This is a genomic window from Paraburkholderia sp. BL18I3N2, assembly GCF_003001875.1.
Lineage (GTDB): Bacteria > Pseudomonadota > Gammaproteobacteria > Burkholderiales > Burkholderiaceae > Paraburkholderia > Paraburkholderia phytofirmans.
Map to the genome: position 1 here is coordinate 1 of NZ_PVNC01000012.1, position 25,513 is coordinate 25,513.

Annotated in this window: 21 protein-coding genes and 1 pseudogene; 16 read left to right on the top strand and 6 right to left on the bottom strand. The window is 61.8% G+C overall.

Going from position 1 to position 25,513, the window contains the following annotated elements; genetic code table 11:
* The 15 genes and pseudogenes from B0G75_RS40800 to B0G75_RS26280 form a co-directional block, all read left to right on the top strand.
* Positions 1-1,724, top strand: a pseudogene (locus B0G75_RS40800) (hypothetical protein); the annotation flags it as partial.
* Between the two features lie 13 nt (positions 1,725-1,737).
* A complete protein-coding gene (locus B0G75_RS26215) occupies positions 1,738-2,403 on the top strand; it encodes a hypothetical protein (protein WP_106312492.1) in 666 nt (221 codons plus the stop codon).
* A 922-nt stretch (positions 2,404-3,325) separates the two neighbouring features.
* Complete coding sequence (locus B0G75_RS40265) at positions 3,326-3,847, top strand: hypothetical protein (protein ID WP_146142538.1); 522 nt, start codon at positions 3,326-3,328, stop codon at positions 3,845-3,847.
* Between the two features lie 36 nt (positions 3,848-3,883).
* Positions 3,884-4,183: a PAAR domain-containing protein gene (locus tag B0G75_RS26220; protein WP_106312495.1), complete on the top strand. Its 300-nt coding sequence runs from the start codon at positions 3,884-3,886 to the stop codon at positions 4,181-4,183.
* A 606-nt stretch (positions 4,184-4,789) separates the two neighbouring features.
* Positions 4,790-6,262, top strand: a complete 1,473-nt coding sequence (locus B0G75_RS26230) for an NAD-dependent succinate-semialdehyde dehydrogenase (RefSeq protein WP_106312501.1) — start codon at positions 4,790-4,792, stop codon at positions 6,260-6,262.
* Positions 6,263-6,673: 411 nt separating this feature from the next.
* Entirely contained in the window at positions 6,674-8,032 is a 1,359-nt protein-coding gene (locus B0G75_RS26235) for an MFS transporter (RefSeq protein WP_106312504.1), read from the top strand.
* Positions 8,033-8,077: 45 nt separating this feature from the next.
* Complete coding sequence (locus B0G75_RS26240; protein WP_106312507.1) at positions 8,078-9,295, top strand: acyl-CoA dehydrogenase family protein; 1,218 nt, start codon at positions 8,078-8,080, stop codon at positions 9,293-9,295.
* 23 nt (positions 9,296-9,318) lie between these two features.
* On the top strand, positions 9,319-9,873 hold the full coding sequence (hpaC, locus tag B0G75_RS26245) for a 4-hydroxyphenylacetate 3-monooxygenase, reductase component (protein ID WP_106312510.1): 555 nt from the start codon (positions 9,319-9,321) through the stop codon (positions 9,871-9,873).
* 2 nt (positions 9,874-9,875) lie between these two features.
* Positions 9,876-10,586, top strand: a complete 711-nt coding sequence (locus tag B0G75_RS26250; protein WP_106312513.1) for an EthD family reductase — start codon at positions 9,876-9,878, stop codon at positions 10,584-10,586.
* A gap of 29 nt (positions 10,587-10,615) precedes the next feature.
* Positions 10,616-11,566 carry a LysR family transcriptional regulator gene (locus B0G75_RS26255; RefSeq protein WP_106312515.1) on the top strand — a complete coding sequence of 317 codons (951 nt, stop codon included), beginning with the start codon at positions 10,616-10,618 and terminating at the stop codon, positions 11,564-11,566.
* Positions 11,563-12,462 carry a LysR family transcriptional regulator gene (locus B0G75_RS26260; protein ID WP_106312518.1) on the top strand — a complete coding sequence of 300 codons (900 nt, stop codon included), beginning with the start codon at positions 11,563-11,565 and terminating at the stop codon, positions 12,460-12,462. Before B0G75_RS26255 ends, B0G75_RS26260 begins: the two co-directional genes overlap by 4 nt.
* Before the next feature lie 125 nt (positions 12,463-12,587).
* Entirely contained in the window at positions 12,588-13,910 is a 1,323-nt protein-coding gene (locus B0G75_RS26265; RefSeq protein ID WP_106312521.1) for an MFS transporter, read from the top strand.
* A gap of 100 nt (positions 13,911-14,010) precedes the next feature.
* Positions 14,011-15,060, top strand: coding sequence for an amidohydrolase family protein (locus tag B0G75_RS26270; RefSeq protein WP_106313016.1), 1,050 nt, complete (start codon positions 14,011-14,013; stop codon positions 15,058-15,060).
* Complete coding sequence (locus tag B0G75_RS26275) at positions 15,057-15,725, top strand: RraA family protein (protein WP_106312524.1); 669 nt, start codon at positions 15,057-15,059, stop codon at positions 15,723-15,725. The genes B0G75_RS26270 and B0G75_RS26275 overlap by 4 nt, the downstream gene beginning before the upstream one ends.
* 11 nt (positions 15,726-15,736) lie before the next feature.
* The gene (locus tag B0G75_RS26280; protein ID WP_106312527.1) at positions 15,737-16,135 is read left to right on the top strand and encodes a hypothetical protein; all 399 of its coding nucleotides are present in this window, start codon (positions 15,737-15,739) and stop codon (positions 16,133-16,135) included.
* Between the two features lie 29 nt (positions 16,136-16,164).
* On the opposite strand, the gene B0G75_RS26285 is transcribed toward B0G75_RS26280, so the two are convergent.
* On the bottom strand, positions 16,165-17,019 hold the full coding sequence (locus tag B0G75_RS26285) for an AraC family transcriptional regulator (RefSeq protein ID WP_106312530.1): 855 nt from the start codon (positions 17,017-17,019) through the stop codon (positions 16,165-16,167).
* 20 nt (positions 17,020-17,039) lie between these two features.
* Complete coding sequence (locus tag B0G75_RS26290; RefSeq protein ID WP_106312533.1) at positions 17,040-17,753, bottom strand: alanyl-tRNA editing protein; 714 nt, start codon at positions 17,751-17,753, stop codon at positions 17,040-17,042.
* A 222-nt stretch (positions 17,754-17,975) separates the two neighbouring features.
* Between B0G75_RS26290 and B0G75_RS26295 the strand changes: the two genes are divergently transcribed.
* On the top strand, positions 17,976-18,896 hold the full coding sequence (locus tag B0G75_RS26295) for a LysR family transcriptional regulator (RefSeq protein ID WP_106312536.1): 921 nt from the start codon (positions 17,976-17,978) through the stop codon (positions 18,894-18,896).
* Between the two features lie 7 nt (positions 18,897-18,903).
* Here B0G75_RS26295 and B0G75_RS26300 read toward each other — a convergent pair whose 3' ends face one another.
* From B0G75_RS26300 to B0G75_RS26315, 4 genes are all read right to left on the bottom strand, one after another.
* On the bottom strand, positions 18,904-21,936 hold the full coding sequence (locus tag B0G75_RS26300; RefSeq protein ID WP_106312539.1) for a winged helix-turn-helix domain-containing protein: 3,033 nt from the start codon (positions 21,934-21,936) through the stop codon (positions 18,904-18,906).
* Positions 21,937-22,118: 182 nt separating this feature from the next.
* Positions 22,119-22,634 (bottom strand): DUF3331 domain-containing protein, encoded by a 516-nt coding sequence (locus B0G75_RS26305; protein ID WP_106312542.1) that lies wholly within the window; start codon positions 22,632-22,634, stop codon positions 22,119-22,121.
* A gap of 48 nt (positions 22,635-22,682) precedes the next feature.
* Complete coding sequence (locus B0G75_RS26310) at positions 22,683-23,681, bottom strand: MBL fold metallo-hydrolase (protein ID WP_106313019.1); 999 nt, start codon at positions 23,679-23,681, stop codon at positions 22,683-22,685.
* A gap of 77 nt (positions 23,682-23,758) precedes the next feature.
* Positions 23,759-25,489, bottom strand: a complete 1,731-nt coding sequence (locus B0G75_RS26315) for an FAD-dependent oxidoreductase (RefSeq protein ID WP_106312545.1) — start codon at positions 25,487-25,489, stop codon at positions 23,759-23,761.
* Between the last annotated feature and the right edge of the window lie 24 nt (positions 25,490-25,513).

Genomic DNA, 25,513 nt, shown 5'->3' on the forward strand with positions numbered 1-25,513 from the left:
AGTTCTTCGCCAATGAGCCGCACCCTTTCCGTGATGATGACAGCGCGCCGGCAATCGCGACGTTACACCCGCAGCCGTCTCTCGTACCGGCCGGAACCAGTTGTGATCTTGTCGTCCGCATGCATTACGAGAAGGATTGCACGCTGACGACCTACAGGCAGAACGTGGATCTGAGCTGGTCCGTGTGCGGTGCAATGCCTGCGGAACGGGACGCGGAATACGACCTGTACAGACGTACCATGACCCTGCATGGACGATTTACCGACAGTTCCCTCGCGGCGATTGCGGCAGGCATGCCCGTCGCCTCGCCGAGTGCGATCTTCGAGGTCCTGCGTTTCGGGCGTTGCATTGGTGACGGGATTCCTTATGGCGCGCGTCTGAATCACTGGCGCAAAGTGAAAACGCCGGACGGTGATGGGTGGATCAATCTTTCCAAAGCAGGCGTGCGGGTCTATAGCGATGCCGATTTCCCGGAGTGGGCCGGCTGGAGTTTCATTAACGATGATCCGACGCCTGACAGTCTGTGTGATTCGCCGACGATAAAGCGCTGGCTGGACGTCAATCATGCGGGGCATGTGAGCCACGCGGATGCGGTGAGTGCCCTCGGGATGGAGGCGATCCGCGAGCGCATGGCGCGCGCCGTGTGCAGGTTTCCATCCGAGTGGAGTCGTGACGGACTGGCGGCGCGGTATAACTGGCTGAAGAGTCCGCATGAGGCATTGGCCAATCCGTTGTCAGAGGCGGACTTCAATAAACTGATGGACCATGCGCGCGATCTGGCGTTCTGGGAGGACATCAGTGATCCTGATCTGCCTCATGCCAATGAGGTATGGCACTTCCCGCCGACGGCGTTTATCCGGCATTTCAGAGCGTGCGAATGGTTGAGTCTGCAGGAAATCACTCAGCTTCTTCCGCGCCGCTATCGGCTGGGTCAAGCAGACGCCACCTTAGACTGGGAGACGGCGAATCAAAGGGTAAATGGCGGAACAATACCGTATACGGATCTTTGCAAGATGTTCCGGAAATATCGGATTTCAACCGCGGACCGGCAGATTGCACTCCTATCCCAAAGTTACATTGAGACGGGTTTGCTGAGAACTTTGAATGAGGAGGGACTAGGACAAGTCTCAATTGGAGCGTCGCAATACTATCAGGCGTTTTATGGTCGCGGCCTGATGCAGCTCACTTGGCCGTCGCTATACGATGATTATGGAAAATTCCGGGGTTTCGCCAACAACAACTCCGGACACTATTCGGACTCCAGAATCACGGCGACATCAACCCATCACTGGTCAGGGCCCCCAACGACAGACGCTCAAGGACACGTGCATATGGATGCCCGGCAATGGTATCCCCGGTACGATCCCAGCATAGTTTCGAATGTTGGAATGAACGCGTGCGACAGTGCAGGTTTTTTCCTCGTTTGGAAACACTTTATGGGAAAAAATAACTTATTGCGCATTGCGGATGAAGGGATCACCACCGAGACGATCGGCAGAATTTCAATATTGGTAAACGGTGGAGGGTACGGATATGGTGAGCGTCAACAGTATGCCGCTTTCATTCTTCGGTATCGGGGTGACTCTACAGACACGACCGCAAATATGACGCTAACGTACCATAGACAGACAATCGTTCCACATCCGCCGCATCCACCTGTGTGGGGACAATCGCAAACTGAATCGCATGTCCATATTGATTTTAGGCCCCAGCGCCCCGCGTGACGAGGACAATAGAATGAAGTCTATTTTTGCAATGTTGACTCTCGCTGCGATGTTTGCGCCGTCCGTGGGCGCCGCTGAGAGTTCAATTGACATCGGTCAGATTCCGATGGTTAGTGACGCATCGTCAGCGCTTAAAAGATCGCTCAGTGCGATACGAAAGAACGTCGAGTCCGACGCACAAATTTGCATTGCCAATGCTAAAGGATCGGAGTCTTCGGGAAATTACATTGCAGCAATTCGAAAAGTAATTGACTCGAAAAAAGTGGTTGTTATGGAAGTGACGGGTTACATGATGTGCGACGGCGTCCATCCAACTTCGTATCAATACGCAATTGCACTTGAAAGAGCGACTGGAAAAAGACTGGACTTAAATAAAATTTACAACATAGCGATACGAAGCGATGGCCGCCTTTTTATTCGACCTGAGCTTGCCAATGCTGTCGAGGCCAGTTATCAACAAAAGAACGCGGGAATGCAATCGTGCCTTAATAATTCGGACTTGAAGCAGGACATAAAGACATTCCCGCTAACTTTCTCTCCAGCACCAGACGGTTCGATCTCTCTCTACTACGAGATACCCAGCGTTTCCGCCGGTTGTTTCCCACCGTTGCACCTGTCGCGGAGTGCAATTGCAAGTTATCGCAATGTAGAACTGGGCTCTCGCTATGATCTTCCTTAAGATCGGTCGCCGCATACATCACAGTCTTAAATTTCCACGACGCGTCCGCTGCAGTAAATTACCCAGCCGCCGTCAGGAATCAGAAGGCGTTTTTCAATGGTTCTGTAGCCCGGTGTGTTGCGTTTAATCATGTTGCTCGCGCTCGTTGGAGAACAAATGTTTCTGGACGCAACGGCCCCTCAATTTTTCCCCGAGGGCCGTCAACCGCCGGGAAATTAAGCGATGAGTCCCAGACTAATAATTACCGTACTGGCCCCACCCGGTTGCAGCGAGCGTTCCCTCTACGAACGGAGGTTACCGCGTTCTGTATACAGATATCGGCATCCCAGGTTGCACCATCAGTCTCAAAGATTTTTATCGCGGCCATGTTTAAAAACGGAGCTGACAATAATCCTTTTGTATTGGACTGATAAACCGCCAGTGAATAGCACCCTCGATCCTCGCCTATTGATTGAGTTCGCCTGGGACCAGACTCATGAAAGGTGCGCGGACGCCCAAGACAAAGCGCGCAAATGTATGGCGCCGCGCGGGACTCAACGAGGGGATGGGTGCCATATTACGCAGACGATTCTGAAAGACAACGCTTTCGCCCCTTACGCGAATATATCAGTCGAAATCCGAAAATTCGAATGAATTTATAAGGATATCAGATGATATTAACAGTGAGGAATGGCTGCATGTCACTCATATAAATATTGTCTTTTTCACGACGACAAAGCGATCTGCGGAGCGGGACAAACCATGCACCTTATTAAACCTGCGAAAGGCTATCTACCCTTGATTCTCCGCGTTTCGCGCAGCGTCAGATTCGTCGATGTCCCTTCTTCCAAAGGCCACGCCAAATGATCGACCTTATCCGACTCGGCGACGCCACCGACCACGGCGGCGACCGTCCCGGCAACATCATCCATCCAAGTTAGCTATGTACCGCAAATTCCTTAGCATCGCCATTGCCGCAATCGGTTCTGACGTGAATGCAGGCGAGTTGGTTACGCTGCCGCAAGCGTGGCACGACTCCCATTACGCCTCCTGCTATTCTTCGTTGAGAGCCGGAATGTCAGACACATACGGCAGCCGTTTTGACGATGACGACAATATATTGCAGTTTCGCCGTCATATTGGATCGCACGACTTTGTGATCGCAACCGACTCGACTTCTGGAACCAACGCTCAAAAAACAGTTTTTGAGCAACGTAATTCGAATAGTTGGTGCGTGGTTTTAACTTCTCCACCTGTAGCAGCCTTGACTTCTGGTCCTGTCTCGGCGACATCGCGGCGTCCATTGACGTGGACGACCGTTACTCAAGCTCCCCTTGGGTTTCAGGGAGTGAAAGTTGTGTACAAGTGGAACTCCAAAGATCTGATCTACTTGCCGCTCAGTTGTTACAAAGGCAGCGAAGGGCGTTGGAAGTCGTTCGACTGTAACGATGCCGACCAAGAATAAGCGCCCCAAAATCAAGCACTGTGATAAGGAAACTTAGTGAGCAATCTTATCCGACTCGGCGACACCACCGACCACGGCGGCGAAGTCATCACCGCTTCAGACACGATGCGCTACGGCGGGCGACGCGTAGCCCGGGCAGACGATCTTGTGAAATGTCCGCTACACCCTGAGCTCGAACCCAATGCGATTCTTGAGGGCGACAACAGGATAACCGATCATGGTGTGCCTGTCGCGCGTCAGGGGCATCTCACTACGTGCGGTTGCCGGCTGGTTTCCAGCCTGATCAGCGACACGTCAAGTTTCGATACAACGCGGGCACCAGGCGCCGGCGTGTGATCGATTCAGTCTACCGGTCCACGTACAGTGGCTTACACAAGCACAGCTGATGACGATCCTCCCACGCCTTCAGGCCGGTATGAAATGTGGTGGACCGGCACCTGCATAGGAAAGGGCGCGAGTAATCGCGCCCTTTCGTCATTCAGCCAACAGCTCGCGATCGCCTCCTGATCGCGCCCATCAGACCAGCATTGCGCACGTCCTCGTCAAACAAACGCCTGCTACCGGTCGCGACCGCGGAAAACACGATGTCATCCACGTTCGCGCTTCGCTCGAACTGCTCGACGTATGAGAGAAAGGTCGCTGAGTTGTCGATCGAGAGTCTGATCCAGCTCATATAGACCCCGCACCAGCAGCCGTCGATGGTGCACGCGCCCCACCCACTGTGGTGGTCCGAGCATCGACCAGCCACGCCCGCTGAAACGAATTCGCAGGGTAATCAGCAGAAAATGCTGTGATCGCCGCAAAAAAACGGCGTGCAACCCGCCAGCGCCTCGATTGGCAATTTCATCGATTGCGGTAGAGGCGTAGCATCGATCCATCAATCGACGCGCGTGCGCGGCCGCGAGCCTCGCTACGTCAAGGGCAACCCGAAGGAGCAACCGAATGTCTCTCGCATTGACACGCAACGAACTGATTCGCCCGAAGAACCTGATCGACGGAGCATGGACCGGTGCCGCCGACGGAGCCCGCTTCGCCGTCACCAACCCGGCCACCGGCGAGACGATCGTCGAAGTCGCCGACAGCGGCGCCGCTGACGCGCGCGCCGCCACCGACGCCGCAGCCCGCGCGTTCCCCGCCTGGCGCGACAAGCTGCCGCGCGAGCGCGCCGAGATTCTGCGCCGCTGGCATGCGCTGATCGTCGCCAATACCGACGACCTCGCAAAGCTGATGTCGATGGAACAGGGCAAGCCGCTCGCGGAGGCCCGCGGCGAAGTCGCTTACGGCGCGTCGTACGTGGCCTGGTTCGCCGACGAAGCGACCCGCATCTACGGCGATCTGATTCCGCAGCAGCAGCGCGGCAAGCGCATGAGCGCGGTGAAGGAACCGGTCGGCGTGATCGCCGCGATCACGCCGTGGAATTTCCCGCTGGCGATGATCGCCCGCAAAATCGCGCCCGCGCTCGCGGCGGGTTGCACCGTGGTCGCCAAGCCCGCCGAAGACACGCCGCTCACCGCGCTCGCCCTCGCCGCGCTCGCTCAGGAAGCCGGTCTGCCGGACGGCGTGCTGAACATGCTGTCGGCGTCGCGCGAACAAGGCATTGCCGCCGTTGCCGATTGGCTCGCCGACTCGCGTGTACGCAAGATAACCTTCACAGGTTCGACACCGGTGGGCAAGCATCTCGCGCGCGAATCCGCGGACACGCTGAAGAAGCTCTCGCTGGAATTGGGCGGCAACGCGCCCTTCATCGTGTTCGACGACGCCGATCTCGACGCGGCCGTCACCGGCCTGATGGCAGCGAAATTCCGCAATGGCGGCCAGACCTGCGTATGTCCGAACCGCGTCTATGTGCACGCCGGTGTCTATGAGCGTTTCGCCGATCTGCTCGCGAAACGCGTCGGCGCGCTGAAAGTTGCGCCTGCAACCGACCCGCAAGCGCAAATCGGTCCGATGATCAACGAGCGCGCGATCCAGAAGATTGCCCGTCACGTGGAAGATGCCGTCAAACACGGCGCGAAGGTGCTGGTGGGCGGCAAGCGCCTGACCGAACTCGGTCCGAACTACTACGCGCCGACCGTGCTGACGGACGCGCGGGACGACATGCTCGTCTGCTGCGAGGAGACCTTCGGTCCGGTCGCGCCGCTGTTCCGTTTCGACGACGAAGCTGAAGCGATCCGTCTCTCCAACGACACGCCGTTCGGCCTCGCCGCCTACTTCTATACGCAGGACGTGCGGCGCATCAATCGCGTGGCCGCGCAACTCGAAGCGGGCGTAATCGGCATCAATGAAGGCGCGGTGTCGAGCGAAGCGGCGCCGTTCGGTGGCGTGAAGGAATCGGGCTATGGCCGTGAAGGGTCGAAGTATGGACTCGACGACTACATGTCGATCAAATACATGTGCCAAGGCGGGCTTGATTGACGAGCCGCAATCCCGCTAGTGCCTCAACGCCTCAACGCCTCAACGCCTGAATAGCAGAACGCCTGAACACTCTGCCGCCGAACGCCATCGCTTCTCACTTGTGAGAAACGCTGCGCCAAGGCGGCAGTTCTCATTCGCCCGCAATAAATCCGGCACGACGCCAGACCAACCACGCGTTCACTTCTCAAGAGAACGCGGCCACCTCTCTCGCCGCAACACCCCTCGCGCGAAATACCGTAACCGTCATGCACACGATTCATGACGGCCATTTTTGGCCCGAATTTGACCGCGTTTTTTCCCGGTCCTATCGTTCGACCATGCCTGCCGGGCTCGTCTCGCCGCTCCTGCCGAACAACATGGCGAGAACGCGCGACCCTCCACATCGTGATCTTCCACCTGCCATGACCCGCCATGAACTCTGACGCGACAGCCGCTCTGACATCTCTGACCGCAACCCGGCCCACCAGCAAGGTTCGTCGCGCGGTGACGACCGCCGTGCTCGGACAGGTCCTCGAATGGTATGACTTCTTTCTGTATGGCACCGCCGCCGCGCTCGTGTTCGGCAAGCTGTTCTTTCCGGTCGGCAGCGATCCGCTGACGGGCACGATCGCCGCATTCGGCGGCTTTACGGTGGGCTTTATCGCGCGGCCCATCGGCGGCGTGTTGTGCGGCCATATCGGCGATCGCTACGGCCGCAAGACGGTCATGATGCTGACGCTGCTCGTCATGGGTACGGCTACTGTCTGCATGGGTCTGCTGCCGACCTATCAGCAAGTCGGCCTCGCCGCGCCCGTCATGCTCGTGCTGTTGCGCATTCTGCAGGGCCTCGCCGCCGGCGGCGAATGGAGCGGCAGCATTCTGCTGATTCACGAAAGCGCGCCCGCTTCGCGGCGCGGCGCGCTCGCGGCATGGAGTCCGTGCGGCGCGGCGTTCGGCTTCGTGCTGTCCACCGCCGCGTTTCTGCTCGTGCAAACGCTCTCGCCCGCCGACTTCCACAGCTGGGGCTGGCGCGTGCCGTTCCTCTGCAGCGCCGCGCTGGTCGCGCTCGGTCTGTGGATGCGGCGCTCCGTCGACGAAAGCGCGGAGTTCGCCGCCGTCAAGGCGACTCACCGCGACGCCCGCATGCCGGTCGTCGAAGTGCTGCGCCAATGTCCGCGTCAGGTGCTGACGGTGTTCGGCCTGCGCTTCGGTGAAGGCGCGGCGTCGTACATCTTCTTCGCGTTCTCGATTGCGTACGGCCAGTTCGTCGGGCTCAAATCGAGTTGGGTGTTAGGCGGCCTGACCGTGTCGATGCTCTTGATGATTCCCGTGTCCCTGTTGATGGGCCGGCTCACGGATCGTGTCGGCCGCAAGCCGGTTTATCTCGCCGGCGCCGTGGCGATGGTGTTGGTCGCTTACCCGTATTTCGCGTTGCTCGGCTCCGGCGTGCTGTGGAAAGTCATTACGGCGCTCGTACTCGCCAACAGCATCACGCTCGGCATTCTGGAAGGCGCGCAACCCGCGTTCATCAGCGAATTGCTGCCGGTTCATCTGCGCTTCTCGGGGCTCGGCATTGGCCGCGAGATTTCATCGGTACTCGGCGGCGGACTCTCGCCGATGGTGGCGACCGCGCTACTCGCGCATTACCGCAGCGCAGCGCCGGTAGCGATTTATCTCGTCGTGCTCGGCTTGATCACGGTGCTCGCGACCTGCCTCGCACCGGAGACCTTTCCGAAGGCGCTACGGCTTCAGGCGAAAGCCAAAGAGCACACCGAGCACGAAAGCGTCTAAGCCAGCTTCTCCCGCACCTACTCACTTTCTTTCGAAGCCGTCATCATGCAAAGCCTTCAGATGAGCACTCTTTCGACTTACGCCTACGAACCTCGCACGATCGATCACGCGGATCCGTATCCCGACTACGCAGGCCCGCTCACGCTCGACGCGCTGATCGGCGAGATCGAGCGCCGCCGCGACGAGTTCGATCATCTCTCGCACGTTCCGCGCGACATGATCGCGAAGATGAAACGCGCCGGCATCTTCCGCGCGAGCACGCCGCAGCGCTTTGGCGGCGACGCGCTGCCGCCGGCGCAATTCCTGCGGATGCTCGAACGCATCGCGATCGCCGACGGCTCCGCCGCGTGGGTCGCCGCGTTCGGCTCGGCGAATACCTACCTCGCCGCTTTGCCGATCGAAACGCAGCAGCAGATTTATGCCACCGGCCCCGACCAGGTTTTCTCGGGCGGCCTCTATCCGCTGCAACCCGCGACGAAAGCGCCGGGCGGCTTCGTGGTCAGCGGGCAGTGGCGCTTCGCGAGCGGCTGCAAGGGAGCGGACTGGATCGGCGTCGGCATCGGCGGCACGCCCGCCAATTCCGGCGATGCCGGCGCGGGCAAGCCGTTCACCGCCGTGTTTCCCGCGCATGAAGTCGACATCGTCGACAACTGGAACGTGGTCGGCATGCAGGGAACGGGCAGCCACGATTTGCGGCTGCGCGAAAAATTCGTCGATGCGCAATGGACCTTCGTGCGCGGCGGCGCGGCGCTGATCGACGAGCCGCTCTACCGCTACCCCGCCGTTGCCTATCAGGCGCAGGTGCACGCCGCCGTCAACATCGGCCTCGCGCGCGCGGCGCTCGATCTGCTGACGGACATGTCCGGTTCGACCAAAACCACCACCGGCGCGCCGCGCCTCGCCGATCGCGGTTATTACCGTTCGGGCCTCGCGAAAGCAGAGGCTAGCTGGCGCAGCGCTCGCGCTTTCTTCTACGAATCCGCCGAGGCCGCGTGGCAGACGATCATCGACGGCGATGCCGTCTCGCAAGAGCAGGCGAATCTGTTGCGCCTCAGCGCGACGCACGCAGCGCAGATCGGCGCGGAAGTGGTGATGCAGGCTTATCAGATGGCGGGCATCGCCGCGATCTATCGCGAGAACCGCTTGCAACGCCTCGTGCGCGATTCGATCGTCGTGACACAGCATGCGTTTCTCGGCGAAGGCACATATGACGCGTCCGGCGCGCTGTTCGCCGGCGTGCCGCCGGTCACGCCTTTTCCGTAAGGCGGCGCACCCTGACTCATGCCATGCAAAAGGAAAAGACCGTGACGATCGAAGACACCAGAAAGCGTTTCCGCGATGCCATGGCGTGCCTGCCGGCCGCCGTCAACATCATCACCACGGACGGACCCGGCGGCCGCTGCGGCATGACTGCAAGCGCGGTGTGCTCGGTGACGGACGCGCCGCCGACCATGCTCGTCTGTATCAATCAGGCCAGCTATGTGCATGACGTCCTGCATCGCAACCGCAGCGTGTGCATCAACGTGCTTGCCGCCGAGTGCCAGGAAGTGGCCCGTGATTTCGCCGGCATGACGGCATGCCCGATGGACGAACGCTTCGCACGCCACGCGTGGACCGGCGGCGCGTTGTCGGCGCCGGTGCTCGCCGATGCGATCGCCAGTCTCGAAGGCGAGATCGTCGACATCAAGACGGTCGGCTCGCACTCGGTCATGTTCGCGCAGATTCGCCACATCGCGTTGCGCTCGGATGGCGACGGGCTCATCTATTTCGGCCGCCAGTTTCATCGGCTGACGCGGCCGCAAGCAGCGGCGCCGTTGGTTGCCGCGCAGGGCGCGAGGTGAGCGTGGAGGTCTGCTTATTTCTGATTGGGCACGCCGAAGCGCATACGCGTGAAACGCGCTCTCCCGATCTCTCATCCTTCGAGCGAACACCGCGAGACGTAGAGGGATTACGCCGCTGCGTGATCCACATGCCTGCGGAATCGAACGACTGCGATCCTTTGTCGAAGACAGACGCATCCGCGCGACCCCGCTGCGTGCTGCAATGGTATTTCGACGACCTCGAACTGGTTGAACAAGCGCTGCAACCGAAGGGCGCGATACATCACATCGCACACGAATCCTCGAACACAGGTCTCATTTTCACGCAGCAAGCCATGGCGGTCAGGCGATTCGATATCCCGAATCCGGACAACCTCGGCACTCAAACCGAACGCTGTACCTACCTCGTCAGCTACGAAGGCGAAGCGCAGGACTTCAACGCGTGGCTCTCCCATTACCTCGCGCATCATCCACCGCTGATGGCGCAATTGCCCGGCCTTCGCGAACTCGAAATCTACACGCGGCTCGATTACCGCTCGGGTCTCGGCATCGCGCGCGCCGCGGCCATGCAGCGCAACAAAGTGGTCTTCGACGATTCCGCCTCGCTAGCGGCCGCACTGGCGTCGCCGATACGCGCCAGCATGAAGCAGGACTTCAACGCCTTTCCACCCTACAGCGGCGCGACGCTGCATTTCCCTATGCGTAGCATTTACGGTAATCTGAAACCCAAATAAATGTCCGCCCTCGCCGCGATCCGAACGTCATGACCAAGTCGCACCCCGGCATTACGGATTTGAACCTGCTGCGCGTGTTCCTGGCCATCTCCGATCTGCGCAGCCTGACCGCCGCGGGGGAGCGTCTCGGACTCACACAACCGGCGGTCAGCCACGCCTTGCGGCGGCTACGCGTCCTGTTCGACGACCCGCTGTTCGTTCGCACGCCCACCGGCATGGTGCCCACCGACGCCGCCCTGCGCTTGCACGCGCCGTTGACGCAAGCGTTCGGCATTATCAACGGCGCGGTCCAGCAAATCGCCAAATTCGATCCCGCCACGGCGCAGCGCGTGTTTCGCGTGTCCATGTCGGACATGTCGGAGTTCTATTTCCTGCCGCCGCTTCTTTCGATGCTCGACCGAAACGCGCGCGGCATCCACCTGGAGATTGCGAACGTCTCCGTCGATTCGGTGAGTTCGGCCATGCGCAGCGGCAAGATCGATCTGGCGCTCGGCTATGTGCCCGGTCTCGATCCGGGTTGTGTGAGCAGGACGCTGTTCGTCGACGAACATGTTTGCGTGGTGCGGGCCGGTCACCCGTTGCGTAAACAGAAGCCGACCAAGGAGGATCTCGCGAGCCTGCGCTACGTCTACGCCAGCACCAATGCGACCGGCCACCGGATGGTCGAACAGTGGCTCGAAGAGTTGAACCTGCGCCGGGATATCGTGCTGCGCCTGCCGCATTTCGTCGTGGCGCCGGAGATCGTTCAGCATACCGATCTCGCCGTGATTTTTCCGCGGAGTATCGCGCAGCGCTTCAATCGCCACAAAGCCTTTCGTATTCTGCCCTTGCCGTTCGCGTTGCCGCCCATCGAAATTCAGGTCCACTCGCATTCGCAATTTTCGGCGGATCCGGGCATCGCGTGGTTGCTCGACGAGATTTACAGCATGTTCCATCAACCGCCGGATAGCGGTAAGACGCGAGTGGGAAAACCGCTATGAACATCAGAGCCCTGCAATGCTTCGTGATTCTCGCGGAGGAACTCAATTTCAGCCGTGCCGCCGAGCGCCTGCATATCGCGCAGCCCGCGCTGAGCCAGCAGATCCGTTCACTCGAAGAACGGCTCGGCACGCAACTGGTCGACCGCGCACGACGTCCGCTGAGTCTCACCGAAGCCGGCCACTATCTGTGCAACGAGGCGCGTCAGATACTCGGTTCGCTGGAACAGGTGACGCTCGTCGCGCAGGAAATCGGCGTGGGCCGGCGCGGCTGGCTGAGTGTGGGCTTCACCCGTTCGTCGATGTACAGCGTCTTGCCGCCCGCGCTGAAGGCGTTTCACAAGGCATATCCGCAAGTCGAACTCAAACTCTTCGAGATGCTCACCGAAGAACAGACCGATGCGCTGCGCGACATGCGCATTCACATCGGCATCGGCCGGCAGCCGCTGACGGTTGAGGACTGCACCTCGTATACGCTGCTGCGCGAGCGTGTCGTGGTCGCGCTCGAGCCCAGCCATCCGCTTGCGGCACAAAAGAAAGTAAGCATCGCCGATCTCGCCGACACGCCGTTGATTCTTTACCCGAAGCATCAGAACGCGCAGTTCAAGCGCTCGGTGCAATCGCTCTATCGCGATGCGGGCATCACCCCGCTCGTCGCGCACGAGGCTTATGAAATCCAGACCGCGATTGCCCTGGTTGCGGCAGGCCTGGGCGTGACGTTCATCGGCGAATCGGTGGCGCGGCACGGACGCACCGATGTGGTTTACCGTCACCTTACGGGACCGGGCTCGTCGTACCGATCGGAGCTTGCCGCCACCTTCCGCACCGACGACGCTTCGCCCCACCTGCGGGCGTTTCTGGCTTGCCTTCCCGCGCCGCTCAAGGACAGCGCACTATAAGCAAAAAGTTATAGAAGAATAAGCAAGCGGTCTTGGACTCCCCGTCCGCGCGTTCTTATCATTGACCTCACACATGATTAGAACGCAGCGTTGGCTAAGGCCATCGCCGCAAGGTAGGAGACAGGATGACCGCGATCAACGAAGCCGTAACCATGCGAAAAGTTTACGGGCGCCTCATGCCCCTGCTCTTCGCGATGATGTTCTTCAACTATCTCGACCGGATCAATATCGGTTTCGCCGCGCTGGATATGGACAAGCAGCTCGGCTTCAGTCCGGCCGTGTTCGGCTTCGCGGGCAGCATCTTCTTCGTCGGCTACATGCTGCTGGAAGTGCCGAGCAATCTATTGCTGCACCGCGTCGGCGCACGCCGTTGGATTGCCCGCATTCTTATGACGTGGGGCGCGGTCGCCGCGGCCACGGCTTTCGTGTTCAACGATTCGAGCTTCTACGTGCTGCGCTTTCTGCTCGGCGTGATGGAAGCGGGCTTTCTGCCGGGCGTCGCGGTCTATCTGACCAAATGGTTTCCGGTGCGCTACCGTGCGCGCGCGGTTGGGGGCTACATCATCGCCGGTTCGTTTTCGGCGGTGCTGGGCGGCCCGCTCTCGACCGCGTTGATGACCTACGCGAACGGCATTCTCGGTTTGCAGGGCTGGCAGTGGATGTTCATCCTCGAAGGCGTGCCGGCCATGCTGCTCGGCCTGTTGACGCTGCGCATCATGACCGAACGCCCCGCCGACGCCGACTGGCTGTCCGACGACGAAAAGCGCTGGCTCGAGTCGACGCTTGCCGCCGAGCGTCAAGCCGTAGGCGGCAACGCGCATTTTCCGTTGCTACGTGTGGCGGGCGACATCCGCGTGTGGAGCCTGGCGTGTCTCTTCGGTTGCGCGCTGGTCGGTATTTATGGCCTCTTCCTCTGGCTGCCGCAGATCGTCAAGAGTCTTGGTCATCTGAGCAATCTCGAAGTTGGCTTTCTGTCGGCCGCGCCGCCCTTGCTCGGCGTGTTGGGCACCTTCCTGATCAGCCGCAGTTCCGACCGCACCGGCGACCGCAAGAAGCACCTCGCCTTCGTGTACGGCATGAGCGCGCTGGCCATTGCCGGCAGCGCGTATGCGCCAAACCCCGTGATCGCTTATGTGCTGCTGTGCGTGACCGGTTTGTTCATTTATGCGGGCAACCCGCTGTTCTGGAGCCTCGCGTCGTCTTTCAGAACCGGCGCGGCAGGCGCGGCGACGATCGCGCTGATCAACACCATCGCGCAGTTCGGCGGCCTGGTCGGCCCGTGGAGCATCGGCCTCGTGCGCAATGCGACCGGCAACTTCAAGCTGGCCTTGCTGACGATCGCGGCCTTTCTGATTGTCGCGACGATCATCGCGCTAGTCATGCGGGTCACGCCGGCTGAAGACGAAGCGAACTCGCTCGCCACCGGCGACGCCGCGCCGCGCGCCTGAAAGGCCGAGCGGCAACACATGAAGCCTGAAAAAAACAGCCGACCGAACCCGCGCGCGCATCACCTGCATGCGCAAGGACAACTCACAGGATTTGCACACCATGATCATCGATTGTCACGGTCACTACACGACCTCACCGCGCCAACATGAAGCCTGGCGCACGCAGCAGATCGCCGCTCTGAAGGACGGCGGCACGCCGCCACCGCGGCCCGTCATTACCGATGACGAGATTCGCGAGAGCATCGAGGGTGGCCAGTTGCGGATACAGCGCGAACGCGGGACGGACCTCACGATTTTCTCGCCGCGCGCGGCCGGCATGGGTCACCACCTCGCCACTGCCGAAGCCAACGCGCTCTGGTCGAGCGAATGCAACGACCTCGTGCATCGCGTGTGTGAGCTGTTTCCGCGCAATTTCGTCGGCGTATGCCAGTTGCCGCAAGCGCCTGGCGTCGCGCCCGCGAACTGCATCGGCGAATTGCGGCGCTGTGTCGAAGAGCTCGGCTTTATCGGCTGCAATCTGAACCCGGATCCATCCGGCGGCCACTGGTCCGGCTTGCCGCTCACGGACCGTTGCTGGTATCCGCTCTATGAAGCGATGGTGGAACTCGACGTGCCGGCAATGATCCACGTCTCCTCGTCGTGCAATCCGAATTTCCATGCGACGGGCGCGCATTACATCAACGGCGACACGTCGGCGTTCATGCAGTTGCTGCAGGGCGATCTGTTCGCCGACTTTCCCACGCTGCGCTTCATCATCCCTCATGGCGGCGGTGCGGTGCCCTATCACTGGGGACGTTATCGCGGACTCGCGCAGGACATGAAGCGTCCGCTGCTCAGCGAATACCTGCTGAAGAACGTGTTCTTCGATACCTGCGTCTATCACCAGCCCGGCGCCGAACTGCTCGCCAAGGTGATTCCGGTCGACAACATTCTGTTCGCGTCGGAGACCATCGGCGCGGTGCAGGGTATCGATCCGGAGACCAGCCACTATTACGACGACACGCGCCGCTATATCGACGCCATCGAATGGCTCAGCGACGCGGACCGTCAGCGTATTTACGAAGACAACGCGCGCCGTGTCTATCCGCGGCTCTCGCGTCAACTCGACCGACAACTCGCTGCGCAAGCAACTCAAGGGGCAACGGCATGAATCCAATCGGATGGCGCGAATACGACTCCGCGCCTCAGGCCGACGCGGCCATACTCGAAGCACTTCGTGAACTGGCCGTCTCGCTGCTGAGCGACAACATGGCGCGCGCGAGCGGCATGGTGGGCTTGCGGCCTTATCACCAGCCGCGCCCGATGGCAGGCACTGCAGTCACGGTCCATACACGGCCGGGCGACAACCTCGCGATTCATCGCGCGTTCGACTTTTGCCGTCCCGGCGACGTGCTGGTGATCGACGGCGCGGGCGACCTCACGCAGGCGCTGATGGGCGAGATCATGGCGAGCTTCGCGCAAAGTCTCGGTGTGCAGGGCCTCGTGATCGACGGCGCGATCCGTGACGTCGGGGCGTTGCGCCAGCGCGAGTTTCCCGTCTATGCGCGCGACGTGACGCATCGCGGGCCGTACAAGAACGGACCGGGCGAAATCAACGTGCCGGTCACGGTCGGCGGCACGGTGGTGCATCCTGGAGATATCATTGTCGGCGACGAAGACGGCTTGCTCGCGATCGCACCCACCGACGTGGCAGCGGTGATCGAAGGCGCGCGCCGCCAGCACGCGAAGGAAGCGGCGGCGCTGAAGTCGATTGCCGAAGGCAAGTTCGACCGCTCGTGGGTCGTTCCGCACCGGGAACGGATGATGAACAACTGACCGTGAGCCTCATGGCGCAATATCTGAACACTGCAACACTCCTCGAACTCGCGCGCGCCGCGCAGACGCGCGCTAGCGCGCCCTGCACGTGCACAAAAACGCCGCTCGACGGCTGGCAATCGCAGCCTTTATCGCTCGATGAAACGCAGTTCGAGGAAATCGGCACATTGATGCCGGAGGACGATCCGGAGCCGACGTTCAGCGAATATCTGCCGGGCAAGACGACATACTGGGCGGCGGATGCGCCAATCGCGCCGCGATACTTTCCGTATAACCGCTGCGCCGTGTGGCAATGCTCGCTATGCGGGCGGCTATATCTGCGTTACGTGGAAGGCGGCGGATATTTCGTGGACCGCAGGATTCGTGCGGTGAAGCCAGAGTTGATTGAGGATGTGCCTTTGCCGGCGTGATAGATAGTGGCAGCGCGAACGCACGTCGCCTAATGCCCCGGCTTTAACGCCGCATACGCCCCGGGCGTGATCCCATAAGCCCGCTTGAACAACCGGTTGAGATGGCTTTGATCGTAAAAGCCCACTGCCGCCGCAGCCGTCGCCGCGCTCTGCCCTGAGGCAAGCATGCGCTTCGCCGCCAACAGCCTCACTTGCGTCGCGTAGGCGTGCGGCGGCAGCCCGAATTCCTTGCAGAACGCGCGCGTGAGGTAGTAGCGGCTCAGCCCCACCAGTTCCGCCAGTTCATCGACCGAGATATCGCGCTCGTAATTGGCGGCGACGTATTCGCGCACCTGTTCCATCTTGCGCGCCTCGCGCCGTGGCTCTCCCGCCTCCTCACCCGCGCGCCCATAGCGCCCGACCAGCATTCCCATCGCAGCCCACCAGTTCGCCTGACGCTCCATCAGCGACACGGCGCGCTGTTCGTCCAGGCTCGCATGCGCCTTGACCAGCAGGCCTGCGAGGTGCGGATCCTGATACAGCCCAGGCGGAATCAGCAGCGGTTTGTCGGCGCGCGCGTCGGGAGAGAACACGGCGCTGAGCGCGCCGAGCCCTTCCAAGTCCAGATAGATCGCGCGATAAATCCATTCGCGGCCTTCCCAGACCTCGCCGCTATGGTATTCACCCGGCCCAAAGACCAGCACGCTGCCGGGGCCGGCAACCTCGCTGCCCGCGCGCGTATGACACTGGCCCGCGCCGGTTTCGGTCATGACAATGACGAGTTCATCGTGCAGATGCCGGTCGAACTTGTGATCGCCGTAACGGGCGCTCGCGAGACATGCGCCATCGAGCGCGCCGTCGCGCCAGCAGACCACTTCCGGCTCGCTTTTACCCGATGTCTCCATAGCTCGCGCCTCCCTGTTCTTCAAACCAGTTCGATTCTGACCCGGCGATTGCGACGACCCTTGTTCTCTATCTTCGCGATGCGAATGGGCCGCGACTGCGCGGTATTGGTCAGGTGCGTGCCGCCGCATGCCTGCCGGTCCAGATCGCCGATCTCGACGATGCGCACCGTGCCGTCCGGCGTGGGCGGCGGCGCCACCGAAAGGCTGCGGATCAGGCCTTGGGTCGCCTTCGCTTCGTCGGCGCCGACATAATAGGTGCGCACCTCCATCGCGCTGCGGATCACCTCGTTGACGGGTTCTTCCAGCAGCCGCAGCGCGTCGTTATCCGCTTCGGGCAGATCGAAGTCCATGCGGGCGGTGCCGTCGGCGTTGATCTGCGCGCCGGTCACGAGCGCGCCGGCAAAGCGCTGATACACCAGCGCGTTAAGAATATGCGTCACGGTATGGAGTTGGGCGACGGTGGCGCGCCGCGCCGCATCGATGGCCACGTGCACGTTGCCGTCCAGTTCGAGTGGTTCGTCGAGCAGATGCCAGAGCACGTCGCCTTCCGCCGCGACGCCGGTAATGCGCACCGCGCCGTGGGCGTGCGTCAGCGTGGCTGCGTCCGATACCTGGCCGCCGCCGCCCGGATGCAAGGCGGAACGGCCCAGCACGACCGCGCCAGGCCGCGCGGCGATCACGGCTGTTTCAAAGTCCAGCAGATCCGGCTGCTCATGGCAAAGATAATGCGGCACCTTGATGTCCTCGCGGGAATTGACGGAATACGCCTAGGATACCCAGTCCCGTGGGAGGCCGTCTTGGTTAAAAATGCCCTGGCGGAGCGAGTCACGGGCGAACGCTTGTTGTCGAATAGGGAAAAGCCAACACCCGAAGCGGTCAGGCGAAGGCCTATTTCTCGCGAATTCCAGTATCCTGAACATCCCGCTGAACGCACCCAACAGCCCCGGCTCTTCTCCATGAATCTATCTTTTGAAGTCCTCCAGGTACTCGATGCAATCGATCGAACCGGCACGTTTGCGAGCGCTGCGGAAACGCTTCACAAGGTGCCGTCCTCGCTGAGTTATCTGGTTCAGAAACTCGAGCTCGATCTCGGCGTCAAGCTGTTCGACCGCACCGGCCGGCGCGCCACGCTGACGCACGCGGGGCGTGTAGTCGTCGAGGAAGGCCGCCGTCTGCTGGAAGCGGCCGAAGCACTCGAATTCAAGGCGAAGCGAATCGAGCACGGCTGGGAGTCCGAACTGCACATCGCCGTCGACGAGATCATTCCTTTCGACCTGCTCTGGCATCACGTCAGCGAGTTCTACAAGCTGAAGCTGGACACGAAACTGCATCTGTCGAAAGAAGTGCTGGGCGGCTCGTGGGACGCGCTGCTCACTCGTCGCGCTGACCTGGTCGTCGGCGCGGCCGGCGATCCGCCGCCCATTCCCAATCTGATGGCGAGACCGATCGGCTCGCTGAAGCACGTGTTCGTGGTGGCGCCGGATCATCCGCTGGCGTCGATACCCGGACCGCTCACTCTGGACATGGTCGCGCGCCATCGCGCGGTCGCGATTGGCGATACGTCACGCAAACTCGCGCCGCGCACGATCGCGCTCGCCGTCAATCAGGAAGTGCTCACGGTGCCCACGCTCGAAGCCAAGCTCGCCGCGCAGATCAGGGGCCTCGCAGCGGGCACGATTCCGGAATGCCTCGCCGTCGACGCGCTGAACCAGGGCGAACTGGTGCAAAAAGAAGTGACCGGCATGCGCGACGTCACGCATTTCTATCTGGCGTGGCGCGACGACGAAAGCGGCAAGGCGCTGCAATGGTGGGTCGATCAGTTGGACCGGCCGGACCTGATCGACGAAGTGGTGCAACAGCGCGCGCTGCACGGTTGAGGTTCAGCTAGCAGGCTTCGCTGATCTCGTCCGGCGGCGGGCCGTCGAACGACGCCGCATCGGCCTCCGCATTCGTCTCCATCCGCAGATCGATTCCGGTGGAAATACCGGCCGGCGTACATGCTTCGTTCGCGACGCGCAGCAGTGCTTTAGCCGCCTTGAAGTCGTCCCAATCGTGGCCTTCCGTGAGTCTCGCACACGTGGCCTTCATGAGTTGCACCGCCTCCGCGCTCCGGTCTTGCGCATGCCAAAGCCGCCCGAGGCTGGTCGCGGCCCGCAGTTGCAACGTGCAGCACCCCTGTGCCGACGACTCTTCCACTGCCGCGGTCAGAGTCGCCTGTGCATGTGTCGCCGCATCGCCGAACAGTGATTGGCCAGAGCCGTACTCCATCAGCAGCAACTCGGCGTGCACGCGTCTGAGTTCGGCGGCATACCACTGATCGCCGGTTTCGTCGCTCCGCGCAAGCGCATCGACCACGACGGCAACGCCCTCCTCGCGCTGTCCGGCGCGGCCAAGCGCAAGGCCGTATTGCGCGGCGAGCATGGCGCGTGGCGCGGCGTAGTCGAGCGCGTCGAGATCGTTCAACGCGGCGCGAAAGCTGTGCACACGCTGCGCGCTGCTGTCATCCAGCGAATGCAGGTATTCGTCGAAACAGCGGCAGCACGCATGCGCCACCCGCAGCCCGCCGCGCGCCGACACGTCGCGCAATAGCGCGATGGCCTGAGCCGCCCGCTTACGCTGGCCCGCCAGCAGCGCCAGCGGAATTTCCGCCTCGACCAGCACGTAGCACGTGACGATAGCCTGATCCTGCCGGCACGCTTGCGCAACGCATGCCTCGGCGATCCTCAACGCCTGATCACGCGCGCCCTGCAACCCGAGCACGCGAGCAAACGTCGCGCGGCCGACCACGCCCTGATCGATGGATTGCCCCAGCGGCAGCCGATGTTGCAAACTGCCGGCGTGCTGCAAAAACTGATCTAGCGAGGCGCGCGCCTGGTGCTGATCGCCCGCGTAATGTGAGGCGATGCCGAGCAGGCGATGAGCGAGAATCCCGTTGGCGGTATCGCCCGTCTCCGCGGCGAGCGACGCAAAGCGCCGCGCGAACGCCAGCGCATTGCGCGCCTCACCGGCCGACTGGCTCGCGTTCCACATGCCCCACAACGCGCGCGCTTCGAACGTCTGATCACCGAGCGCGATCGCGATCGCGAGCACCTCGGCCCAGACGCCGAGCGCTTCCCGGTTCGGTCCGTTGATGTAGACGAGCGCCGCACCGAGCGCGGCCAGCAGCTGCATACGCACGCGCAAATGGCGCGGCGAGCGCGAGCCTTGATATATCGCGTCCATGGCGCCGAGCGCGCGCCGTGCCCAGGCGCAGCATTCGTCGACCAGCGAAAGCTCATACAGCAGCGACACGAACCTCACCGCCAACGTTTCACCCAGCGCGGGGTCGCCTTTGGGCGATAGCGCCCAGCCCAGCGCGGCTCGCAAATCGTCGAGCTGCTCGCGCATGCGGTGATGCCAGCCGTGCCGTTCGGCGCCCGCAGCGTCCGCTTCACGTGCCGCATAGGAGGCGTCGCTCGACGGATCGCGTTCGAGCAGATTGGCAAAATAGCGCGCATGAGTGAGCGTGACGACACGCCGCTCGCCGTTGTCGTCGAGCTTTTGCATCGCGTAGGCACGCGTGGTTTCCAGCAGCCGATAACTCGCCTTGCCGCGCTCCGCCTGCATCACCACCAGCGACTTTTCGACGAGCCCGGACAGCGCCGCGATCACGTCCGATTCGCGCAAGCCTTCGTCGCTCACCAGAGCGATCGCCGAGTCGATCGTGAAACTGTTGACGAAAACACCGAGCCGACGCAACGTCGTGCGCTCCGCGTCGTCGAGCAACGCGTGGCTCCAGTCGAGCGTTGCCTTCAAGGTCTGGTGGCGCGGCAATGCAGTGCGATTGCCGCCCGTCAGCATGTTGAAACGGTCGTCGAGATGATCGGCGAGCGTCTCGATGCCGAGTATCGCGGCACGCGCAGCCGCCAGTTCGATAGCCAACGGAATGCCGTCGAGGCGGCGGCATACGGTGCCGGTCAAATGAATGCTTCTGTCGTCGGACGAAAAACGCGCGTCGATCGCGCGGGCGCGTGACAGGAACAACTGGACGGCACTGCGTTGCAAGACCTGCTGGCTCTCATCGTCGCGAGCGGGCACATCGAGTGACGCCACCCAGTACAGGTGTTCGTCCACGACACGCAGAGGCTCGCGGCTGGTCGCGAGAATCCGCATGGCCGGACTCGCGTTCAGGAGCGCTTCGGCCAGTTCGGCGGCGGGACCGAGCACGTGCTCGCAGTTGTCCAGCACGAACAGCGCGCGCCGTTCGCCAAGTTCCTTGCTGATGTGCGCCAGCGTAAGCGGGCCGCTCGCGGCGCTCACGCCGACGCTATTGGCGAACGTGGCGAGCACGCTGTTAGCGTCCACGGTGCACGCAAGCGGCACGAGATAGACACCTTCCGGGAAGTGCGCCAGCAAGCTGCGTGCGATCTCGATGGCCATGCGGGTCTTGCCGATGCCGCCCGAACCGACGAGCGTCACATGACGCGTTGAAGCGAGCGCTTGCGCAATGTCGTTGATTGCCTGATCGCGGCCGATCAGCGACGAGCTATTAGCGGGCAGATTGTTGGGGATGCCGCGAAGGCACGTGATGACTTCGGCAGCGTCGGGCGCGCTATCGCGAGCGGCCTTGCCCGTCTGTTCCGCGGATGCGTCGCGGGACACCAGCCGGTAGCCTCTTCCCGACACGGTCTGTATCAGATCGCGGCTCTCGCCCAGCACCTTGCGCAAGGCGGACATATGCACCTGAAGATTGTTCTCTTCAACGATGGTGTCCGGCCAGACCTGTTCGAGCATGGCGCTCTTCGACACCAGCGCGCCATTCGCACCGATCAGCACGGCCAGGATGTCGAATGCACGGCTGCCGATGCGCACAGGTTGCCCGTCGAGAAACAGTTCCCGGCTGGCGAGGTCCACCTGAAGCGGGCCAATGCGGATCATTGCCTGATTATCCTAGACACTGCGGGATGAGAAACTACCGAGTACCGACTACTCAGCGTTGAGTCCCCGCAGTCTAGATCAATCGCGAATACGCATGCGCGGAAAAAACTGAACCTATCGTTCAAATTTTTTGTACTGAGCAAGCGGCGATCGACGCCGGATTTCCTGCTCGCCCTGGCGATCTAGCGCGCGTCGCCTGACACGACCGTGGACGCCATGCACGCAATGACGGAAGCCAGAATCATGGCGTCCGCATTGGCCGGAATCGCGGCACGTATTCTCGGCTTGTAGATTGCATCGTCACGGCGAATCGCCGCGCCGCTCAATGCACAGCGTCCCTTGATACGGGCGCGGCAGCAGATCCACACCTGATCGACGTACTGGCAACGGGTCGCATCCTGCCAGAGCACGGCAATCGACGTGTCCGACAGACGCTCAAGTACTTCGATCTGGATATGACGCGACAGCATGTCGGCAGCGGCGACGCGTTTCGCCCGTGGCTTCAGATAGGCTTCCCCTTCATTCCCGCTGCCATAGTCCGCCAATAGCCTGCTGATCACGTGACTCCACACCGGCGCGCGACTGTCGTCCGGCAGCGCCGATGGGTTGTCGCTAACCTCGCAATACGCTTCACGACGACCGCGCCTCCCATGCTGAGCCGTCTCCGTGCATTGCTTCAAGGGGGTTTCGATCTGCATGATGCTGCTCCCGAAAAGTTTGCGGGTAGTCTTCAAAGAGCACGAACGTCATCTGCCGGGTGCGGCCTCGTAATTGACCGGCACCCAGTCATACGTGCGGCCGTTTTTTCTGATGTGCCCCAAGCCCGGAAAGGCAACGTGCGCAGCGCCGATCAAATAACGTTTGTTAGCTGCGAGTTGCAACGCCAGGCGGCGCGAGTGCTGCGCATCCGCCACGTTGGTGTCGTATTCGACCGAAGCCGCAGGGTTCTGCAACTGGATGGACGCGACGTGGATAATGTCGCCCCACACCAGCAGATCCTGCGATTCGCTCTCCACCAGATAACCCGTGTGGCCCGGCGTATGACCGGGCAATACAACCGCGCGAATGCCCGCGTCGAGTTCGGCGTCGCCGCTGAACGGCTTGAAGCGTCCCGCGGCGACATAAGGCGCGACAGAGGCGCTTGCCGCATCGAAGAAGGTGCTGAGAAAAGCCGGCGCTTTCGACTTGTTGGCCGGGTTCAGCCAGTAGTCGGCTTCAACCTGGCTCACTCGCACAACCGCGTTCGGAAACGCCATCTGACCGTTCGACACGATGCCGCCGACATGGTCCTTATGCAGATGCGTCAGCAGCACTTCGTCGATCTGCTCGGGCTGATAGCCGGCCGCGCGCAAATTGTCGGGCAGCTTGCCGCAACAGTCGCCGTACAGCACGCCCGCGCCGGAATCGATCAGGATCAGCTTCGAACCGGTGTTAATCAGAAACGCGTTGATGGACCCTTGCACCGGCGGCTGCAGAAAATCGCGCTGGAGATCGCGCGCGATTTCGGCTTTCGGCACGTCCTTCACAACCGTGTCGATTGGAAACGGATGCGTGCCGTCGAGCAACGCGGTCACTTCAAAGCCACCAAGCATGATCCGGTAAAAACCCGGACCCTGCGTCTTCAGCTGGGGCGCGGCGGCGAACGCGGAAGCGCTCGTCATGCTCGCCATGCTCGCCACCAGGCTCACTACGAACACGCACCACGTGCTTGCATGCATCGCCCATTTGCGCCGTATCCACTTCATGATTCGATCCTTGGTGTTCATCGTGAATATGCTGAAAAGCATAGCGGCCACCTGCCGGGCGTACTCGCTAATTTTTATTAATCCTCCTGAGTCGTCACCGTCGTGAGCTGGCTCAGATACGCATGAATCTGCGCGACAACCGCTGCGCCGTCGCCCACGGCGGCGGCCACGCGTTTAGCGGATTCCGAGCGCACGTCGCCCACCGCGAACATGCCCGGCACGCTGGTTTCCAGCGGATATCGCGCACTGGCTTGCGAGAACCCATGCTCGCTGCGCGCAAACCCGGTGACGACGAAACCGCGGTTATCCAGCTCCACGCCGCTCATGTCGAGCCAATCCGTCTTCGGATCCGCGCCGATAAAGAGAAACAGATGGCGCGACGCCACCACTTCGTCCTCGCCATCGTCTTCGTGCCGCACATGCAGATGCGTGAGCCCGGCTTCGTCGCCTTCCAGCGCGCGCAGTGTGCAACCGGTGCAAAGCGTGACGTTGGGCAAGGATCCGATCCGGTCGATCAGATACTTCGACATGCTCGCGTTGAGGTCCTTGCCGCGAATCAGCACGCGAATGCTGCGCGCGAAGTTGGCGAGGAACACGACCGCCTGGCCGGCGGAATTGCCGCCGCCCATCAGCACGATGTCCTGGCCTTTCACCAGCTTCGCTTCGATCGTCGACGCCCAGTAGTACGTGCCGCGTCCTTCGAAGCGCTCGAAACCCGTCACCGCCGGCTTGCGGTACGCGGCGCCGCTCGCCACCACCACTGTGCGTGCGTTGATGCGCTGGCCGTCGAGCAGCGTGAGCAGGAACATGGCTTCGTTGCGGCACACCCCGACGACCTTGCCGGGGATCGCCAGATGCGCGCCGAACTTCAGCGCCTGCTGGAACGCGCGGGCGGCGAGCGCCTGCCCCGAAATGCCGGTGGGAAAGCCGAGATAGTTTTCGATGCGCGAACTCGCGCCGGCCTGGCCGCCCGGCGCCCTCTGATCGAACACCGCAACCGACAGTCCTTCCGTGGCGGCGTACACGGACGCCGCGAGCCCCGCCGGCCCCGCGCCGACGATCGCGACGTCGTACACATGCGATTGCTCGAAGGTCGGCACGAGCCCAAGGCACGACGCGAGCTGCACTTCGTCAGGCGCGCGCAGCACGTTTCCGTTCGGGCAGAACACCAGCGGAAAGTCGCCGGGGCCGGTGGTCATGCCGCCCAACAGCGTGATGGCTTCCGGATCGGTGCGCGCGTCGATCACCATCGCGGGATAGGCGTTGCGGCGCAGGAAGCCTTGCAGCCTGATGAGCCGGTCATCGTTCCCGTTGCCGACGATGATCGGCCCCAGCCCCTGCTCGATGAGCCCGAGCCGCCGCAAAATCAGCGCACGCATGATGTGTTCGCCGAGTTGCGCATCGGCGACGATCAGCGCCCGCAACCGCTCCGGCTCGATCACGAGCGTCTCGGCGTCGGTCAGCGCCACGCCGTCGATCAGCGCGGGCTTGCCGGAGAGTTGCGCCATCTCCGCCATGAAGTGGCCGTCTTCATGTTCGGTGACGAGCGTCGAACGCCCGAAGCTGTCGCGCGAATAGATGCGCACGCGGCCGCGCAACAGCACGAACAGACCGAGCGCAATCTTGCCGGTTTCGAAGATCAGTTCGCCGGCCTTGAACGACATGGGCGTGGCGAAGCGCCGAAGGCTTTGAATTTCCGCGGGCGCAAGCCGTGGGAACATCTGATGCTGCCGGTATTCCAGCGACGAATACGGAAATTCGAGTTCCGACGGCGTCGCCGCTTCGACCTGTAGATCAGGCATGCTCATAAAAAATCCCCTCTTCTGACACGC

Coding starts and splice junctions, on each gene's coding strand:
- B0G75_RS26285 (WP_106312530.1), bottom strand. CDS start 17,019: ATGGAGACATCGGGTAAAAGCGAGCCGGAAGTGGTCTGCTGGCGCGAC.
- B0G75_RS26260 (WP_106312518.1), top strand. CDS start 11,563: ATGAACATCAGAGCCCTGCAATGCTTCGTGATTCTCGCGGAGGAACTC.
- B0G75_RS26300 (WP_106312539.1), bottom strand. CDS start 21,936: ATGATCCGCATTGGCCCGCTTCAGGTGGACCTCGCCAGCCGGGAACTG.
- B0G75_RS26280 (WP_106312527.1), top strand. CDS start 15,737: ATGGCGCAATATCTGAACACTGCAACACTCCTCGAACTCGCGCGCGCC.
- B0G75_RS26275 (WP_106312524.1), top strand. CDS start 15,057: ATGAATCCAATCGGATGGCGCGAATACGACTCCGCGCCTCAGGCCGAC.
- B0G75_RS40265 (WP_146142538.1), top strand. CDS start 3,326: ATGTACCGCAAATTCCTTAGCATCGCCATTGCCGCAATCGGTTCTGAC.
- B0G75_RS26240 (WP_106312507.1), top strand. CDS start 8,078: ATGCAAAGCCTTCAGATGAGCACTCTTTCGACTTACGCCTACGAACCT.
- B0G75_RS26265 (WP_106312521.1), top strand. CDS start 12,588: ATGACCGCGATCAACGAAGCCGTAACCATGCGAAAAGTTTACGGGCGC.
- B0G75_RS26230 (WP_106312501.1), top strand. CDS start 4,790: ATGTCTCTCGCATTGACACGCAACGAACTGATTCGCCCGAAGAACCTG.
- B0G75_RS26305 (WP_106312542.1), bottom strand. CDS start 22,634: ATGCAGATCGAAACCCCCTTGAAGCAATGCACGGAGACGGCTCAGCAT.
- hpaC (WP_106312510.1), top strand. CDS start 9,319: ATGCAAAAGGAAAAGACCGTGACGATCGAAGACACCAGAAAGCGTTTC.
- B0G75_RS26235 (WP_106312504.1), top strand. CDS start 6,674: ATGAACTCTGACGCGACAGCCGCTCTGACATCTCTGACCGCAACCCGG.
- B0G75_RS26270 (WP_106313016.1), top strand. CDS start 14,011: ATGATCATCGATTGTCACGGTCACTACACGACCTCACCGCGCCAACAT.
- B0G75_RS26255 (WP_106312515.1), top strand. CDS start 10,616: ATGACCAAGTCGCACCCCGGCATTACGGATTTGAACCTGCTGCGCGTG.
- B0G75_RS26295 (WP_106312536.1), top strand. CDS start 17,976: ATGAATCTATCTTTTGAAGTCCTCCAGGTACTCGATGCAATCGATCGA.
- B0G75_RS26215 (WP_106312492.1), top strand. CDS start 1,738: ATGAAGTCTATTTTTGCAATGTTGACTCTCGCTGCGATGTTTGCGCCG.
- B0G75_RS26315 (WP_106312545.1), bottom strand. CDS start 25,489: ATGAGCATGCCTGATCTACAGGTCGAAGCGGCGACGCCGTCGGAACTC.
- B0G75_RS26310 (WP_106313019.1), bottom strand. CDS start 23,681: ATGAAGTGGATACGGCGCAAATGGGCGATGCATGCAAGCACGTGGTGC.